The 15,886-nt window shown below is 68.8% G+C and carries 13 protein-coding genes and 1 riboswitch; of the genes, 5 read left to right on the top strand and 8 right to left on the bottom strand.

The genetic code is table 11. The annotated features are described in order from the left end of the window. Positions 1-97 precede the first annotated feature (97 nt). Positions 98-2,248, bottom strand: a complete 2,151-nt coding sequence (locus J7U37_RS01760) for a TonB-dependent receptor (RefSeq protein WP_247634629.1) — start codon at positions 2,246-2,248, stop codon at positions 98-100. A 105-nt stretch (positions 2,249-2,353) separates the two neighbouring features. Then, a riboswitch (cobalamin riboswitch) is annotated at positions 2,354-2,556 on the bottom strand. A 149-nt stretch (positions 2,557-2,705) separates the two neighbouring features. Further along, the gene (locus J7U37_RS01765) at positions 2,706-3,296 is read right to left on the bottom strand and encodes a hypothetical protein (RefSeq protein ID WP_247634630.1); all 591 of its coding nucleotides are present in this window, start codon (positions 3,294-3,296) and stop codon (positions 2,706-2,708) included. 242 nt (positions 3,297-3,538) lie between these two features. Here J7U37_RS01765 and J7U37_RS01770 point away from each other — a divergent pair, with 242 nt between their 5' ends. From J7U37_RS01770 to J7U37_RS01780, 3 genes are all read left to right on the top strand, one after another. Further along, entirely contained in the window at positions 3,539-3,781 is a 243-nt protein-coding gene (locus J7U37_RS01770) for a hypothetical protein (RefSeq protein ID WP_056185912.1), read from the top strand. Between the two features lie 64 nt (positions 3,782-3,845). Continuing rightward, entirely contained in the window at positions 3,846-4,280 is a 435-nt protein-coding gene (locus J7U37_RS01775) for a hypothetical protein (protein WP_247634631.1), read from the top strand. A 331-nt stretch (positions 4,281-4,611) separates the two neighbouring features. Further along, the gene (locus J7U37_RS01780; RefSeq protein ID WP_247634632.1) at positions 4,612-5,130 is read left to right on the top strand and encodes a hypothetical protein; all 519 of its coding nucleotides are present in this window, start codon (positions 4,612-4,614) and stop codon (positions 5,128-5,130) included. A 36-nt stretch (positions 5,131-5,166) separates the two neighbouring features. On the opposite strand, the gene J7U37_RS01785 is transcribed toward J7U37_RS01780, so the two are convergent. The 3 genes from J7U37_RS01785 to J7U37_RS01795 all read right to left on the bottom strand — a co-directional run bounded on the left by J7U37_RS01785 (position 5,167) and on the right by J7U37_RS01795 (position 8,057). Further along, a complete protein-coding gene (locus J7U37_RS01785; RefSeq protein ID WP_056185909.1) occupies positions 5,167-5,619 on the bottom strand; it encodes a hypothetical protein in 453 nt (150 codons plus the stop codon). Between the two features lie 156 nt (positions 5,620-5,775). After that, complete coding sequence (locus J7U37_RS01790) at positions 5,776-6,606, bottom strand: alpha/beta hydrolase (RefSeq protein WP_056185906.1); 831 nt, start codon at positions 6,604-6,606, stop codon at positions 5,776-5,778. A gap of 500 nt (positions 6,607-7,106) precedes the next feature. Beyond that, positions 7,107-8,057, bottom strand: a complete 951-nt coding sequence (locus J7U37_RS01795; RefSeq protein ID WP_247634633.1) for a 2-dehydropantoate 2-reductase — start codon at positions 8,055-8,057, stop codon at positions 7,107-7,109. 266 nt (positions 8,058-8,323) lie between these two features. Between J7U37_RS01795 and J7U37_RS01800 the strand changes: the two genes are divergently transcribed. Next, the gene (locus tag J7U37_RS01800; RefSeq protein ID WP_247634634.1) at positions 8,324-9,337 is read left to right on the top strand and encodes a zinc-binding alcohol dehydrogenase family protein; all 1,014 of its coding nucleotides are present in this window, start codon (positions 8,324-8,326) and stop codon (positions 9,335-9,337) included. Between the two features lie 92 nt (positions 9,338-9,429). Here the strand turns inward: J7U37_RS01800 and J7U37_RS01805 are convergent, their stop codons facing one another. From J7U37_RS01805 to J7U37_RS01815, 3 genes are all read right to left on the bottom strand, one after another. Beyond that, complete coding sequence (locus tag J7U37_RS01805; protein WP_247634635.1) at positions 9,430-10,308, bottom strand: LysR substrate-binding domain-containing protein; 879 nt, start codon at positions 10,306-10,308, stop codon at positions 9,430-9,432. 179 nt (positions 10,309-10,487) lie between these two features. Beyond that, on the bottom strand, positions 10,488-10,913 hold the full coding sequence (locus J7U37_RS01810) for a DUF1236 domain-containing protein (protein ID WP_156375923.1): 426 nt from the start codon (positions 10,911-10,913) through the stop codon (positions 10,488-10,490). 266 nt (positions 10,914-11,179) lie between these two features. Beyond that, complete coding sequence (locus tag J7U37_RS01815; protein WP_247634732.1) at positions 11,180-12,487, bottom strand: alpha/beta hydrolase; 1,308 nt, start codon at positions 12,485-12,487, stop codon at positions 11,180-11,182. A 415-nt stretch (positions 12,488-12,902) separates the two neighbouring features. Between J7U37_RS01815 and J7U37_RS01820 the strand changes: the two genes are divergently transcribed. Then, the gene (locus tag J7U37_RS01820; protein WP_247634636.1) at positions 12,903-15,560 is read left to right on the top strand and encodes a glucosidase; all 2,658 of its coding nucleotides are present in this window, start codon (positions 12,903-12,905) and stop codon (positions 15,558-15,560) included. Positions 15,561-15,886 lie beyond the last annotated feature (326 nt).

Genomic DNA, 15,886 nt, shown 5'->3' on the forward strand with positions numbered 1-15,886 from the left:
ATGGCGCCAGCGGGATCGCGCATTCTCCCGTTTCTTCGGAAGGACAGCGACAGCGTCGCATCGCAAAGATCCCGGCAGGGACATCGCGGGCGCGGCTTCAGAAGCGCCCCGCGAGGGTCAGACGAAACGCGGTGGGCTCGACCGGATGGACATGCCGGTCGGCCACGCCCGCGGGGCCTTCGCCGCTCAGGCGCGAGGTGTAGAAGTAAGCGATCTGGTCGGCCCTGGCATTGGTCAGGTTCAAGACGTCGAGGGACAGGCTGATTCCATCGTCGAAGGCGTAGCCGATCCGTCCGTTCAGGAGAGCCGTCGCTTTCGAGCGCACCGAATTGTCCTCGATCAGCGGACGCGGCCCGAAGTAGCGAAAGCGCATCGAACCGAACCAGCCGGGACCCGCACCGAAGGTGAATCCGGCCGACGCGATGGTGGTCGGCGCCTCCGGCACCCGGTTGCCGATCGGGTCCCGGTCCGAGAAGCGGGCGTTGGTGACCGTCAGGTCGCCCTCCAACGAGAGCCAGGGCGTTACGGCGTAGCGGTTGGTCCACTCGATGCCGAAGCGGCGGGTGGGGCGGCTCGGCTCGGTGGTGCCGCTGTCGCCCTGGAACAGGTTCTCGGAGGCGAAATCGAGTTGGAACAGGGCGACGGCGGTCTCGAGCCCGGCGATGCTGCGGTTGCGCAGGCCGATCTCCGAGCCGGTCGAGGGCACGAGGAAGGGCGAGCGGCGGATGTTGAAGAGCGGGCTGGTCGGATCGACCGTGGCGGTGACGCCGCGGGCGTCGTTGGAGTGGAAGCCGCCGCCGTAATTCACGAACAGCTCGGTCTCGAACCACGGACCGAGCACGAGGCCGAGCTTCGGGTTGACAATGCCGTCCCATGCCGTGCCGGAATTGGCCGGCGTGTCCGAGCGGACATCGGCGGTGAATCCGTCGGCCCGGACACCGATGCTGGTGCGCAGCCAATCGGTCCAGCGCACCCGGTTCTCGACGTAGAGGGCGGCGCTCGCCTCCAGCACCCGGTCGTCCAGCACCGTCGAGCGGACCTGCCGCGCGGTGGTGTTGAACAGGCCGACGCGGATCGAGTCCGTGCGGGTCTGAAGCCCGATTTCGGTCTCCATCGGCAACCCGAAGAGGTCGCCCTGGACCGTGTGGCTGATCTCGCCGCCGCCCAGAACCCGGCTGTCGCGCTGGCGGAACTGGTCGCCGCTGACCGGATCGTTGAGAAAATATGTGAAGTCGTTGAACAGGTTCATCCCATAGCGGATGACGTAGGCGTTCGCCCGGGTGATGCCGGCGTCGCTCGTCCGGCTCCAGCGTCCGGAGAGCGAGAAACGGCTGGTGTCGCCGCCATCCGTGGGGTTCAGGGTGCCGAAGCGGCCGATGATCCCCTCCGCGACGGCGCGCTCCGGGATCTGGTTGGTGGCGTTCCACCGGGCCCAGTAGGCCATGCCCGTCAGGGCGAAGCCGTCCAGGGCCGTGCCCTGGCTGTAGCGGACGACGCCGTTGAGCTTGGCCAGACGGTCCGGCACGTCCCAGGGGCCGTCATAGGTCTGGGCCTCGCCCGCCACCAGCAGGGTGCCCTGCCCGAGCGGTGCCGACGCGATGGTGAGCGCCCGCTTGTAGCCGAAGCTGCCGAAGGAGGTCAGGGCGAGGTTGCGGTCGGTCTTGTCGAGATAGTCGATCCGCACCGAACCGGCCGAGGCGAAGTCGCCATCGCGCACGAAGTAGGGACCCTTGTGGAACTCCACCGCGCCGACGAGTTCCGGGATCAGGAAGTTGAGGTCGGCATAGCCCTGTCCGTGGGCGTGGGTCCGCATGTTGACCGGCATGCCGTCGATCGACAGCGCGATGTCGGTGCCGTGGTCGAGGTTGAACCCGCGCAGGAAGAACTGGTTGGCCTTCCCCTCCCCGGAATGCTGGGTGACGATGAGACCGGGCACGCTTTCCAGCACCTCTCCCGGTCGGGTGATCGGGCGGCTGTTGATCTGCGCACCCGATATCACCCCCGCGCTCGCCGCATCGACGGGCCTGAGACCGCCGCCGATGCCGGTGACGCCGCCGACGAAGCCCGCCTGCGCGACCGGTCCGGTTCCGGGCGGCGCCGATGCCTCCGCCGTGACCGAGAGTTCAGCCAGGTTCGCCTCGGCCGCCTGGCCAAAGACCGGCCGGATCTGCGCGCCGTAAGGCACCAGGCCGGCACAGGAGACCAGAAGGAGCGTTCGGTAGGGGGGCCGTGACGGAGCGGGCGACATGAAACCTCGGGCGACGTCTGTGGCACGTCACCGCGACGAGGTCGGTCCGTTCGCCGCGTGCGAACGCCCCGACACCCACCAGGACACCCCGCCCGATGCGTTTCGCGTGTGACCACGATGGACGGCAGGTCTCCTGGCTCGCGGGTCACCGCCCTCTCATCGTCTTCCCAGGTGCCGGGGCACCCAGTGACGTGTTGATGATGGGCTCGCCGCTTACAGTTGCGGGGGCAGCCGCGGCGTTGGGCTCTCGCCCGCACCGCGTTCCCTTTTGATCCTCGATCCGAGGAACCGTCCGAGGCCAGAAGACCAGACGAAGCCCGACAGCGTCAATCGAACGCGCGGGAAATCGGCGTCCTGTGCTCCCTGTGCGACAGCCCAGGCCGAGCCAGGGCCGAGCCCAGCGCCGGGGGGTCGGGGACAGGCCGGGTGAAGGCTGGATGGGCGGCCACCCCTCCGATCAGAGCGGGCGATCCCGATCTTGATCCGGGCTCCAGCTTCGCAGCGGCGAGGGTCCGATCTGGCGTTCGGCGCGGGGCGCCGGCTCGTCCTCGAGCCAGGTGCGGGGGCCATTGGCATTGCCCCGGACGACGTCACCGGCGACGATCGCGTGTCCGGAGGCGACCGCCACGATCAACTGGGTGGCGTAGGCCCTCGGACCGCTGCCCTTGAGGGACATGCCGGGTCCGCCCGGACGGAGCTTGCTGCCGAGCGCGCCCCAGAGGGGCGGTGTCTTGATCCGGCGCAAACCAAAGCCCTGGTCGATCAGGGCAGCGGCCGCTTCGATCTGGCCGTTGAGGAGAAGCAGGCCCGGCCGCGTCAGGCGGAAGACATAGCTGCCCTCGTCGTCCTCCTCGACGAGGTTCACCAGCTTCAACGACAGGGCCTGACAGGCCGTGTCGACGTTGTCGCGGGTGAACTCGGCGTCGACGGCCAGCGGCCTCAGGGCTTGGCCCGAAATCCGGCAGGAAACCCGTTGGAGAAAGAAGCGACGTCTGGAAATCTGGCTCAGGCCCCATCCAAGCGCGATCGCGCGACGTGGGGCGATCATCCGCCGGACAGCATGGCGCCCGGAGGTTTCGGTCTGGTTGAGACGATCCGCGAGTTTCGGTGGCGGAATGCACGCCGTGGTTGACGATCCAGTGCCCGGCCCGATCCCGCGGGGACCCCGGTCTCGGTCACCGAGGCGGCGCGGGCGCTCGCCCCCGCGATCGGCCGATCGATGCCGGCCCTCTTGCTGTTCGCCCGTCACCGCCCTCTGTGAGCGGTCATCACCGCCGGGAGACATCGGACATGACGAAGCTGTTCATCGCCAACATCAGGACCGCCGAGGGACCCAAACCGCTGGTGACCGTGCGGGCCGCCGCCGAGGGCGAAGCCAGGCTGTTTCTCGAAGCCGCCTATCCGGACGACGAGATCCTCGACGTGGCGGAGCCGAGCGGCTGGGCCAGCGACGCCGACACCGGCAGCGCGGCGGGCGACATCCGCGAGCATGCCGGCGTGCAGTGGCAGGCGCCCTCCAGCCATTCCGGCTGAATTCAGCGCCGCCGGTTGAAGCCGGCGCTTGCCAGCGCCAATCGTGCCGTGACCATTGCCGACCATGCCGATCCGTCGCGAGCATCGCTTCTTCTATCCGATCGACTGGCCCGAACTGTCGGCCGTCATCCGGTTCACCCGCGCGCGGGGTCGGTGCGAGTCCTGCGGACGGCCGCATGGCCGGCGGGTCTTCCATCTCGGCGATGGGCGCTGGTGGGACGACGATGCCAGCGCCTGGCGCGATGGGGCAGGGCGGTTCGTCTGCCTCGCGGTCGGGATCGATGACGTGCTGGGAACCGTGCGGACGACGCGCGTGGTCCTGGCAACAGCCCACCGCGACCACGACACGGCGAACAACGCCGCGAAGAACCTCGCGGCCTTCTGCCAGCGCTGCCACATCAACCACGACCGACCGGAGCATCAACTCCGGCGCTGGCGCACCCTGTTCCGGCGCAAAGCGTTGGGCGACCTGTTTCGCGGCCCGTATCCCAGCCCCTGAAACGCGCGGAACGGCTGGTTTCGAACAGGACATCAGACAGCGCGACAGGACGTCAAGACGAGGATTCCGGTGCGGAACGGTTTGTCCCCTGATCGAGGACCGGATCGGCCGCCGCGATACCTTGTGCTCCACCGACAATGCCGCTCGATTTGATTCCATGACCAAATCTGCTCAGCCTCGTCCGAGCGCAAGACTTATCGGTCTTTTTATTAATCTCAGTTCACATTCAACCGAATAGACTCCGATCCGGAGGATTTTTTCAGCAAAAATACAGAAGCGCCCGTCTCGGCGATGCTTTACACAGAGCCTGACCTTGCCCTGGAGTGAGCCCGTGACAACAAGCCTGCCGAAATCCGCCAGCGTGGCCTCCCTCGCCGTCCTGCTGATGGGCGCCGTCGCGATCGCCAACCCCGTCACCGTCGTCCCCGGACAACCACCGGTCACGGTGGACCTCCCGGCCGGCTGGACATCCTCGGCGATCAAGCGTGGCATCCAGGCCAAGACGTCCGACGCGGAGGTCTTCGTCTGGTTCGAGAGCTTCAGGCCGGCCGAGCTGAAGGAGCTCCTCGCGGAACACGAGAGCGACTTCAAACGCCGGGGCGTCACGGTCACCGGCGAAGCGAATATCGAGGAGAAGGACTTTCCGACCTATTTCCTCAAGATCACGGACGTTCCCGCGACCTACGAAGGCAAACCAACCCTTCTGCGCTACGTCGCGGTCTCGCCGAAGGACCCGAACAAGCGCCAACTCCTCGTCAGCGTCTGGGCCTCCCCCAAGGGCGGGACCCGCTATGCCACAGACCTGAACGCGATCTTCGACAGCTTCCGGATGTCCGTCGAAGCGCTGTGATCCCGCCGGCGCGTCTCAGGCGGCCCGGTTCGCGCGCTATCCCGCCGGATCGGTGAGGACCAGCTTGCCCTCGAAGGGGGCCTTCTGGTTGCGGTTGCTGGTGCAGGCATAGGTTTCCTGCCCGGCCTTGAGCGTGCGGATGCGCAGAACGCCCTTGCCGTTCTGCTTGACGAGATAGCCCTTCTCGCTCGCCACATGGACGAGATCGCCATCGGCGTGCAGCACGTTCGCGTTCTCGAACTGCCCCGGGGCCGTGATCGTCACGGGCTCGGCCGCCTGACTGACGATGTGGAGTTCGACGTTGGTGTTGGCCGGAAGCTTCAGCTCGGCCGGCGCGCAGACGGGCTTGCCCCCCTCCATCCGGATGGTGAGTTCGACGGGCGGCATCACATCGGAGGAGGCGGGCGGCAACGGCTTGCTCTGCGCGAAGACCCCCGTGGCGAATGACGTGACCGCGAGCGCGCTCAATCCGAGCAAACCATAGCGCATGTGACTGACCCCGACCGTTCCGTGTTGGATATCGAGGAAAGGGCCGCGGGAGTCCGCGAGTTCCGGTTTGCGGCGGCACGCCGCAAGGCCCCCTGGCAGGTCGGCAAGGCCCCCTGACAGGTGGCGAGGTCTCGCGGCGTGGCTCGCCCGATGGCCTCAGGCGCGCACGAAGGCCAGCAGATCCGGGTTGATGATCTCGGGATGCGTCGTGCACATGCCGTGCGGCAAGCCCTCATAGGTCTTGAGCGTGCCTTGCTGCAGGAGGGGGTGCGAGAGCATCGCCGAATCGGCGATCGGCACGATCTGATCGTCGGTCCCGTGCATCACCAGGACCGGCACCGCGATCGCCTTCAGATCCTCGGTGAAATCCGTCTCGGAAAACGCCTTGATGCAATCGTACTGGGCCTTGGCACCGCCGATCATGCCCTGGCGCCACCAATTGTCGATCACGCCGGGCGAGACCTTCGCGCCGTCCCGGTTGAAGCCGTAGAACGGGCCTTCCGGCACGTCGCGGTAGAACTGCGCCCGGTTGGCCGCAAGCGCGGCGCGAAAGCCGTCGAAGACGGCGAGGGGCAAGCCGCCGGGATTGGATTCGGACTTCACCATCACGGGCGGCACCGCGCCGATGAGCACCGCCTTGGCCACGCGACCGGGCTCCGAGCGGGCGACGTAGCGCGCCACCTCGCCGCCGCCGGTCGAGTGACCGATATGGACGGCGTTCTTCAGGTCCAGGGCCGCGGCGAGTTCGATGACGTCGGCGGCGTAGGTGTCCATCTCGTTGCCGGTCGCCGTCTGCGAGGAGCGGCCATGGCCGCGGCGGTCATGCGCGATCACCCGATAACCCTGGTTAACGAAGAACAGCATCTGGTTGTCCCAGTCGTCGGCGCTGAGCGGCCAGCCATGATGGAAGGCGATGACCTGCGCGTCCTTGGGACCCCAGTCCTTGTAGGCGATCCGCGTGCCGTCCCGTGTCGTCAGGAAATCCATGGTCTCGGTCCTTCCTCGAGGGTGAACTCTGTGGTGGGGTGAAGTCTGTCCCGCGGCCCCGACGAAGCCCGGTTTGACGGGTGCCCCGGATCGGGTCCGGCCGGCCGGCGCGAGGCGGAGGCGTATCCGGCTGAACGCTAAGGGCACAGGCCCGGGCCTTCGCGATCAACCGCTTCGTCCATGGACCGGCGACAGGGTTCGGAATTGCGACTTCGAAATGGAGAATTCGATCCGCCCGATCATGCCGTCTTCGCGTGTATCGCCGATGATGTCTGACGGGATCATCACAGATCGTCTTGCCGGCAGCGTCGATGTCGTCGGCGAAAGCGACCCGGCCCAAGCGATACAAGCTGCGGGCAATGGGCGAAACCATACGAAGGTAGAGGGTTCCTCTCCCCACGACGTGTCGGCTACGCCGACGCGATGCGTCGGCCGCGCAGGCGACCCTGATGTACCGGCGCCTCCGATGATCGACGTCCCCGGTGCGTCAGGGCAGCGGCTCAGCCCGTCGCTTCGGCGCGCCGCGCTTCGCCGCCCCGGGCTTCGGCCGGCTGCACGAGGGTGCTCAGCAGCCGGTTCACCGGTGTGGGCACGCCGGTCTCTGCCCCCTTCCGGACGATCAGACCGTTGAGATGCGCGATCTCGCTCGGCCGGCCCTGGGCCAGATCCTGCGCGGTGGAGGAATGCTGATCCGGCATGGCGGCCGCGAGAGCGAGGACGCGGTCGAGGATGTCGCCCGGCACCGCGACGCCGGAAGCTTCGGCGACGGCAACGCATTCGGCCACCACGTCGGCCATGACGCTGGCGATGCCGGGGACCGCAAGCAGGCGTCCGTACGGGAGTTGCGTGATCGCCGACAGGGCGTTGTAGGCGCAATTGACGACGAGCTTCCCCCACAGGGCGTCGACGGCTCGGGCGGAGACCTGCGTGGGGATGCCCGCGGCGGCGAACGCGGCGGCGATCTCCAGGCTCGTCGTGGAGGCGCCGATCACCAGGTCTCCGCGCCCATGGTGCTTCACGTGGCCCGGCCCCACCATCTCGGTGGCGACGTAGACCGCCACCGGCACCACCGGGCGATGGAGAACCGCCTGCAGGCGCTCCGGATTGTCGACCCCGTTCTGGAAGCTCAGCACCGTCGCGTCGGGCCGCAGGTGCGGGGCGATGGCCCGTCCGGTCGCCTCGGTATCCCCGGACTTCACGCAGACCAGCACCCATTCGGCCCCGGCGACGGCGTCGACCGCCGTCGTGGCTCGGACCTGGACCACGATCCGCTCGTCGCCGATCTCCAGCCAGAGCCCACGCGCCTCGACCGCGTCCACGAGCGGGCGCCGCCCGACCAGGACGACTTCGAGCCCCGACCGCGCCAGCAGGCTGCCGTAATAGCATCCGACCGAGCCCGCCCCCACGATAGCGACCTTCTTGCTGGCAACCTTCTTGATGGCGACCGTCATGCCCTGGGAAACCTCGTGGCGAACCGGTGCCGGCGCGACGCCGGCCGGAGCGCCAGTCTGGACCCGCCGGGCGGCCGGGACCAGACGCAGGCGCGGGACAGCAGGCCCGCGCGGCGGAGCGGAGCGGGCGCGATGCAGTCGGAAATCCGATCGCATCCATCAGAACTATGCGTTTCTCAAATGACCGCGTTCGAGCAAGGGTCCTCCCGCGGTGCCGACCCGACAGGTGTTGGCAGCTTTCCGCATCGCCGATCAGGAGCATCCCCATGAAGGCCGTCGGGTTTCACACCTCCCTGCCCATCACCGAGCCCGAGGCTCTGATCGATCTCGACCTGCCGGAGCCGGATCTGCGCCCGCGCGATCTTCGCGTCCGCATCCAGGCGATCTCGGTCAATCCCGTCGACGTGAAGGTCCGGGGCCGCGTCACGCCCGAACCGGGCCGGCCCCACATCCTCGGTTACGATGCGGTCGGCATCGTCGCGGCGACCGGCCCGGAGGTCCGCCTGTTCCAACCGGGCGACGCCGTGTTCTATGCCGGCGCCCTCGACCGGCCGGGCACCAACGCGGAATTCCACGCCGTCGACGAACGCCTCGTCGGTCTCGCCCCGAAGACCCTGACCCCGCAACAGGCCGCCGCCCTGCCGCTCACCGCGCTCACCGCCTGGGAGCTGCTGTTCGATCGCCTGCGCGTGCCCTACGGCGTCATGGCGGGCACCGACGCGCTCCTCATCGTCAACGGCGCCGGCGGCGTCGGCTCGATCCTGACCCAGATCGCCCGGCGCCTGACGGGGCTCACCATCATCGCGACGGCCTCGCGTCCCGAGACCGAGGCGTGGTGCCGCGCCATGGGCGCCCACCACGTCATCGATCACCGCCAGCCCCTCGACCAGGAACTCGCCCGGATCGGCATTCCGCAGGTTCGCTATGCCGCCAGCCTGGCGGGCAGCGACCAGCATCGGGACGCCCTCGTCGCCGCCCTGGCGCCGCAGGGTGCGCTGGCGCTGATCGACGATCCGGAGACGTTCGACATCGTGCCGTTCAAGCGCAAGAGCCTGTCGGTGCACTGGGAACTGATGTTCACCCGCAGCCTCTTCGGCACGCCGGACATGGACCAGCAGCACCGTATCCTGACCGAAGTGTCGCGCCTCGTGGATGCCGGGCTCCTGCGCAGCACGTTTCGCGAGGAGATGGGCCCGATCAACGCCGCGAACCTGCGCCGGGCCCACGCCGCGCAGGAGAGCGGACGCAGCATCGGCAAGACCGTGCTGACCGGCTTCTGAGCACGCGCGGCAGGGGCCGCAAGGGGGCAAGGACCGCAAGGCGGCAAGGGCCGCAAGGCGGCAAGGGCCGCAACGGCGGCGCCATCTCCGCGTCAGGCCACCAGGGCGAGGCCGTCGCTGCCCGCGAGGCTCTCGGTCAGGAAGGTGATCAGCGGCCGGATCAGGGCGCCGGCCCGGTCCTCGCCGATCACCGTGACCTCCGTCATCGGCAGGGCGGGCCAGAGGTCGGGCGCGCGCAGGATCTGCAAACCCTCCTGCAGGAAGGAGCGGCCGAGCAGCGTCACCCCGAGGTCGCCGGCCACGGCAGCCTGCACACCCATCAGGCTGCTTGCCGTGCAGGCCGCGACCCATTCGCAACGGACCGAGTCGAGCGCCGCGATCATCATGTCGCGATAGCTGCAGGGGGCCGGCAGCATCACCAGACGGGCGGGTCTGCTGAAATCCGGCTGGTAGTCGGCGGCCGCCAGCCAGACCAGCGGCTCCCGCCAGATCACCCGGCCGCGCGGGCTCGCGCCGCTGCGCTTGGCGATGACCGCATCGAGCCGATCGGCGTCGTAGGCCTCGAGCAGGGTGCAGCTCAGGCCGGTCATCAGGTCGATATGCACGCCCGGATAGAGCCGTCCGAACCGGGCCAGGAGCTTCGGCAACTGGCCCGGGATGAAATCCTCCGCCACCCCGAGACGCAGCGTCCCGCTGGCCGGGGGTTCGTGCCAGGCGCGGATCACCGCATCGTTGAATTCCAGCATCTGCCGGGCCGCCACCAGCAGGCGCTCGCCGTCCGGGGTCAGGCCGAGGGTCCGGCTGGTGCGCTCGAAGACGCGCTGCCCCAGGATCTCCTCCAGGCGCAGGACCTTCTGGCTCACCGCCGATTGTGAACGGTGGACCACGTCCGCCGCGGCCGTGAAGCTGCCGGTCTCGGCCACGGCCACGAAGGCGCGCAGGAGATCGATCTCAAGATCCGGGCGGCGCATGACTCAATCGCAATTCTGCTGGATGTCGATCCATCTATGCAGATGTCGCATCGCTCGCAACACGGACCCGGTCATCTCCGGGTGCGCCCGACGAGATCGGGCTCGTATCCCCGTGGCGGGACGCGTCGCTGCCGGAGCGCGTCCCGCCTTCGCCCTGAGTCCGGACCGCGCCGATCCGATCAGTCGATGATCTCGACCACCCGGCGGGTGCGCGGCTCCACCAGCACCGGGTGATCGTTGACGATGGTATAGTTGTAGCCCGAGATCGCGAATTCCGCCGGGACGTCGTAATAGACGATGCCGTCCTCCGGCAGCACCGAGCCGACCCGAAGGTTGCCCGCATAGGCATAGGAGGGCCGGCGCTCGGCCGTGGTGTAGATCCGGAAGCGCTCGCGCCGGTCGATGCCCAGGATGCCGTTGGCCGTGCCGACCGCTGCCCCGATGGCGCCGCCGACCACGGCCCCGAGCGGCCCGGCCGCCATCCCACCGCGCGCCGCCCCTTCCTCCGCCCCCTGGACGAGGCCCTGCGCCTGCGCGGTGGCGAGGCCCGCCAGAACCAGGGCGGATGCGGCCGTGAAACGCGCGAGGGTCATGGGGAGGGTCATGGGATCAACTCCAGGCAGGCCCGAACCGGGCCGGTCAACGAGGGGGGGATGAACGGTTTGGGATACGGTCTCACCACGGCGCGGCGGAGACCGGTAACCCTTGGCGGCAGTCAGGATGCGGAGCCTGGCTGACGCGGGGCTTGGCTGATGCGAGGCTTGGCTGATGCGGGGCTTGGCTGATGCGGGGCTTGGCTGATGCGGGGCTTGGCTGATGCGGAAGACCCCGACGACATCCCGGGACGCATAGCGGAGCGGACCGAAGGGCATCATTCGGGCGTGCCGGTGACGGCCCGCATGGGGGCGCCGGCCAGATCCACCGTCGAGCCGACCGTATCGGTGACGCCGTGGCCGACATTGGACAGGTGCTGCCCGTAGGTCTCCCGCGTCTGCGGATCGAGGATCGCCACCGGCGCCGCCACCGCCAGCGCCGCTCCGGTAGCGACCGTCGAGGCCGCTCCGGCCGCCGTCTGGACCAGCTTGTCGCCCAGCCCGACGCGGCTGTCGGAGATCGGCTGTCCATCGGCCAGTCGCTTGCCCAGGAGCGCCACCACCTCGCTCGAGGCGAACTTGCCGTGGTTCAGCGAATCCCCCGACTGCACCCCGGTCAGGTTCAGGATGCCGATGTTCTCCCGCTCCAGTTCCGAGCGGTAGGGCTCCTGGTTCGGGTCGATGGCGCCGAGGCGGACCGAATCGCCCCAGACCAGGCGCGACACGGCCAGGGCCCGGTCGTCGCCGGACACCATCAGGGTGAGGCGGGGCCGGTCCTTGCCCATGTCGTGGAACGCCGCGCGGGCGAGGTCCATGTCGACGTCGGGGGCGGCCAGCATCACGTTGCGGATCTTGGCGGCGACGCGGCCGTCGCGGATGGCCATCTGGCGCAGGCTCTCCAGCGCGAGCCAGTTGCCCATGGAATGGGCAAGGACGGTGATCTCGCCGACCTTCGGGTCCTTGGCGAGATCGCGCAGGAGGGTCTCGAGGCCGTTGCGGGAGAAGTTCGTGCTCTCGCGGTCGTAGCCGTAGGCGAGGACGCTGCCGCGGGACGGCCAGGTGAACAGCACCGGCACCACCTCGGCCCCGGAATCGTGCACGATCTGGGCGAAGCGGAAGACCGCATCCTCGAACCGGTTGTTGAAGCCGTGCACGAAGACCAGCACCTGGCGCTTGCGCGATTGCTTCAGGGCACGCCCGGTCCAGGCCGGCACGTCCTTGCGCGCCAGGGGATCGGCCCGCAGGGCGACGAAGTCGGTGGCGGGATTGCCCGGCAGGGCCTTCGGCCATTGCACGGTCCCGGCCGCGCGGGTCGCATCGGGCGGGATCGAGACGGCGAGATCGGTGTAGCTCACCGCCGCGCCGCGCTCGCCGGAGAACAATTCCCCGGGCGCGCCCGCACTCTTGCGGTTCGTCACCACCAGCATCTCGACCTGCGAGGTTCCGGGCGCCGTCACCCCGGCGGCCACCGGCAGGAGCACGCCGGTCGGGCGCCCGGCGCAGGCGGGCAGGGCGAGAAGCAGCACCAGGACCGGCATCAGCCGTCGCGCCCGGACTCTACGGTCCGCTGTCGTCCCGATGGTCATGCTCGCCACGCGTGTCTCCCTGTAACCGGACCGAGACGGCCCGTCGGTTAACCAGAGGTTAAGCCCGGGCTGGAGCCCTGGACCGGTATTGCGGCGGGGACGCGGTCGCCGCACCGCCAAACGGCGCTTCCGCCTTCCGAATCGCCTCGCGACCTGCCAGGAAACGGGCGATCACACGATGACGTGAAGGCGCCGCCCCGCCTGCTGGGCCGCCGTGGTTGCGAAATCGCGCCGCGTCGGGTGAGCTTGGCGCTGATGATGCATCGGCGCCTGCCCTGACCCCGACCCCACCGGACCTGATGATCGCCTCACCGTTGCCCGCTTCACCGTCCGTCGCCGCGCCGACCGTCCCTTTCGCGGCGACGGCGGCCCGCATCCGCGCGCCGCGTCCGGCCGGCGGCGAACGGGGGCGGACGTGAGCGAACTCGACGGCTGGGCCGAGCGTCGCCGCATCGCCGAGCAGGGACGCGGCGAACGCCCCTGGTCGCTTTGGGGGCCGTATCTCAGCGAGCGTCAGTGGGGCACGGTGCGGGAGGATTACAGCCGCGACGGCAATGCCTGGCGCTCGCTGCCGCATGACGAGGCGCGCTCGCGGGCCTATCGCTGGGGCGAGGATGGCCTGGCGGGGATCTGCGACGAGCGCGGGCAGATGTGCCTGGCGCTCGCCCTCTGGAACGGGCGCGACCACATCCTCAAGGAGCGACTGTTCGGCCTCGCCAACGAGGAGGGCAACCACGGCGAGGACGTGAAGGAGGTCTATCACTACCTCGACGCGACCCCGAGCCACGCCTACCTCAAGTTCCTCTACCGCTACCCGCAGGGCGCCTACCCCTACGACGATCTGGTGCAGGAGGGGCTGCGGCGCGGGCGCGACCAGCCGGAATACGAGATCGAGGACACCGGGCTGTTCGCCGAGAACCGCTTCTTCGACGTCACTGTGGAATACGCCAAGGAGGACGTGGAGGACATCCACGTGGTGATCACGGCGGTGAACCGGGGGCCGGAGACCGCCGACCTGCACATCATCCCGCAGCTGTGGTTCCGCAACACCTGGTCGTGGCGCGAGGAGGCGAGCCATCGCCGCCCCGCCCTGACCCTGCGCCCGGACGGCGCGATCGCCTGCGACCACCCACGCCTCGGGCTCTACCGGCTCAGCTTCGACGGCTATCCCGATCCGCTGTTTTGCGAGAACGACACCAACCTGCGCCTGCACGGCTGGGAGCCCGACGCCCCCGGCCCGTTCAAGGACGGGCTGCACGCGGCGATCGTCGACGGCGACGACGGCGCCGTCGGACGCGAATCCGGCACCAAGCTCGGCCTGCATTACTTCCGCCAGCTCGAACCCGGCGAGACCACGCGGGTCACGCTCCGGCTGTCCGCGGGCACCCGCGCCCGTCCCGTCGACCGCGAGGGCACCATCGTGCATCGCCGGGTCGCCGAGGCCGATGCCTTCTACGAGTCGCTCCAGGACGGCCTCGGGGATGCCGATTCCCGCACCATCTACCGTCAGGCCGCCGCCGGCCTGATCTGGTCGAAGCAGCTCTATTCCTACGACGTCCGGCTCTGGCTCAAGGGCGACCCGCTCCAGCCGGTGCCGCCGAAGGAGCGGGACAGCGGGCGCAACGTGCATTGGCGCCACTTCGCCGGGGCGGACGTGCTGTCGATGCCGGACAAGTGGGAATATCCCTGGTTCGCCGCCTGGGACCTCGCCTTCCACTGCCTGCCGCTGGCCCTGCTCGACCCGGACTTCGCCAAGAAGCAGCTCCTGCTCCTCACCCGCGAATGGTACATGCACCCGAACGGCCAGCTGCCGGCCTACGAATGGGAGTTCGGCGACGCCAACCCGCCGGTCCATGCCTGGGCCACCTACCGGGTGTTCGAGATCGATCGGGACCGGCGCGGCGGACGCGGCGACATCGCCTTCCTGGAGGGCGTGTTCCACAAGCTCCTCATCAACTTTACCTGGTGGGTGAACCGCAAGGACGCGGACGGCCGCAACGTCTTCCAGGGCGGCTTCCTCGGCCTCGACAATGTCGGGGTGTTCGACCGTTCGCGCCCACCGCCCGGCTTCGGCCGCATCCACCAGGCCGACGGCACCGCCTGGATGGCGATGTACGCCCTCAACATGATGCGGATCGCCCTCGAGCTGGCCCTGCACAACGACGTCTACGAGAGCACCGCGTCGAAGTTCTTCGAGCACTTCCTGCTCATCGCCGAGGCGATGACCGACATGGGCGGCGAGGGCTTCGGCCTGTGGGACGAGGAGGACGAGTTCTACTACGACGAGGTCGATATCCCCGGCGGCGGCATGCTGCCCCTGCGGGTGCGCTCGGTGGTCGGTCTGGTGCCGCTCTTCGCCGTCGAGGTGATCGAGCCCTCGGTGCTCCAGCGCCTGCCGGACTTCGCCCGGCGCCTCAACTGGCTCCTGGAGAACCGCCCGCACCTCGCCTGCCTGGTGTCGCGCTGGGACGAGGGCGGCGTGCAGGACCGCAAGCTGCTGTCGCTGCTGCGCGGCCATCGCATGAAGGCGCTGCTGCGCCGGATGCTCGACGAGGCGGAGTTCCTCTCGGCCCATGGCGTGCGCTCGCTGTCGAAGGCGCACCGGGACCAGCCCTATGCCCTCAACGAGTTCGGCGCCTCCTTCACGGTGCGCTACGACCCGGCCGATTCCACCTCGAACATGTTCGGCGGCAACTCGAACTGGCGCGGCCCCGTGTGGATGCCGATGAACTACCTGATCGTGGAGGCGCTGCGCCGCTTCCACACCTATTACGGCGACGACTTCCTGGTGGAATATCCGACCGGCTCCGGCGCCCACCTCACCCTCAGCGCCATCGCGGACGCCCTGGAGGACCGGCTGATCGCCCTGTTCACCAAGGATTCCGAGGGCCGGCGCCCGATCTTCGGCGACCGGCCCCCGATCGCGCCGGCGCCCGGCACCGAAGAGGCGCTGCTGTTCCACGAGTTCTTCGACGGCGACACCGGCCGAGGCCTCGGCGCCTCGCACCAGACCGGCTGGACGGCCCTGATCCTCAACCTGCTGCACACCCGTTCCCGGCGGGCGCCCGCGTAGCGCCGGGCCGGACCACCGCGCGCCATCGCCGTCTTCCGCTCGGGGAAGATGCCGCTGAATCTGCGACGGTTCACCCGGAAACTCGGAAACTCAACCGGTAGAATTAGGGAACCCGTAAATTCTACCGGTCATTGTGGAATCAAGAAGGCGAATTTAAGCGTCGCGAGCAGGGCCGCAAGAGGCATCGACCCCCTCCACGGTCCACGTCAATTCCAACGTGCGACAGCTCGAACTCACTCTGAATCCGGCGTCCGCCGACACGCTCCACCCGATCGCACCCGATCGCACCCGTCCCGGCATCCGGTTCGCTCGATCAGTCCGCAGAA

It is taken from the genome of Methylobacterium sp. 37f (assembly GCF_023093475.1).
Taxonomy (GTDB): domain Bacteria; phylum Pseudomonadota; class Alphaproteobacteria; order Rhizobiales; family Beijerinckiaceae; genus Methylobacterium.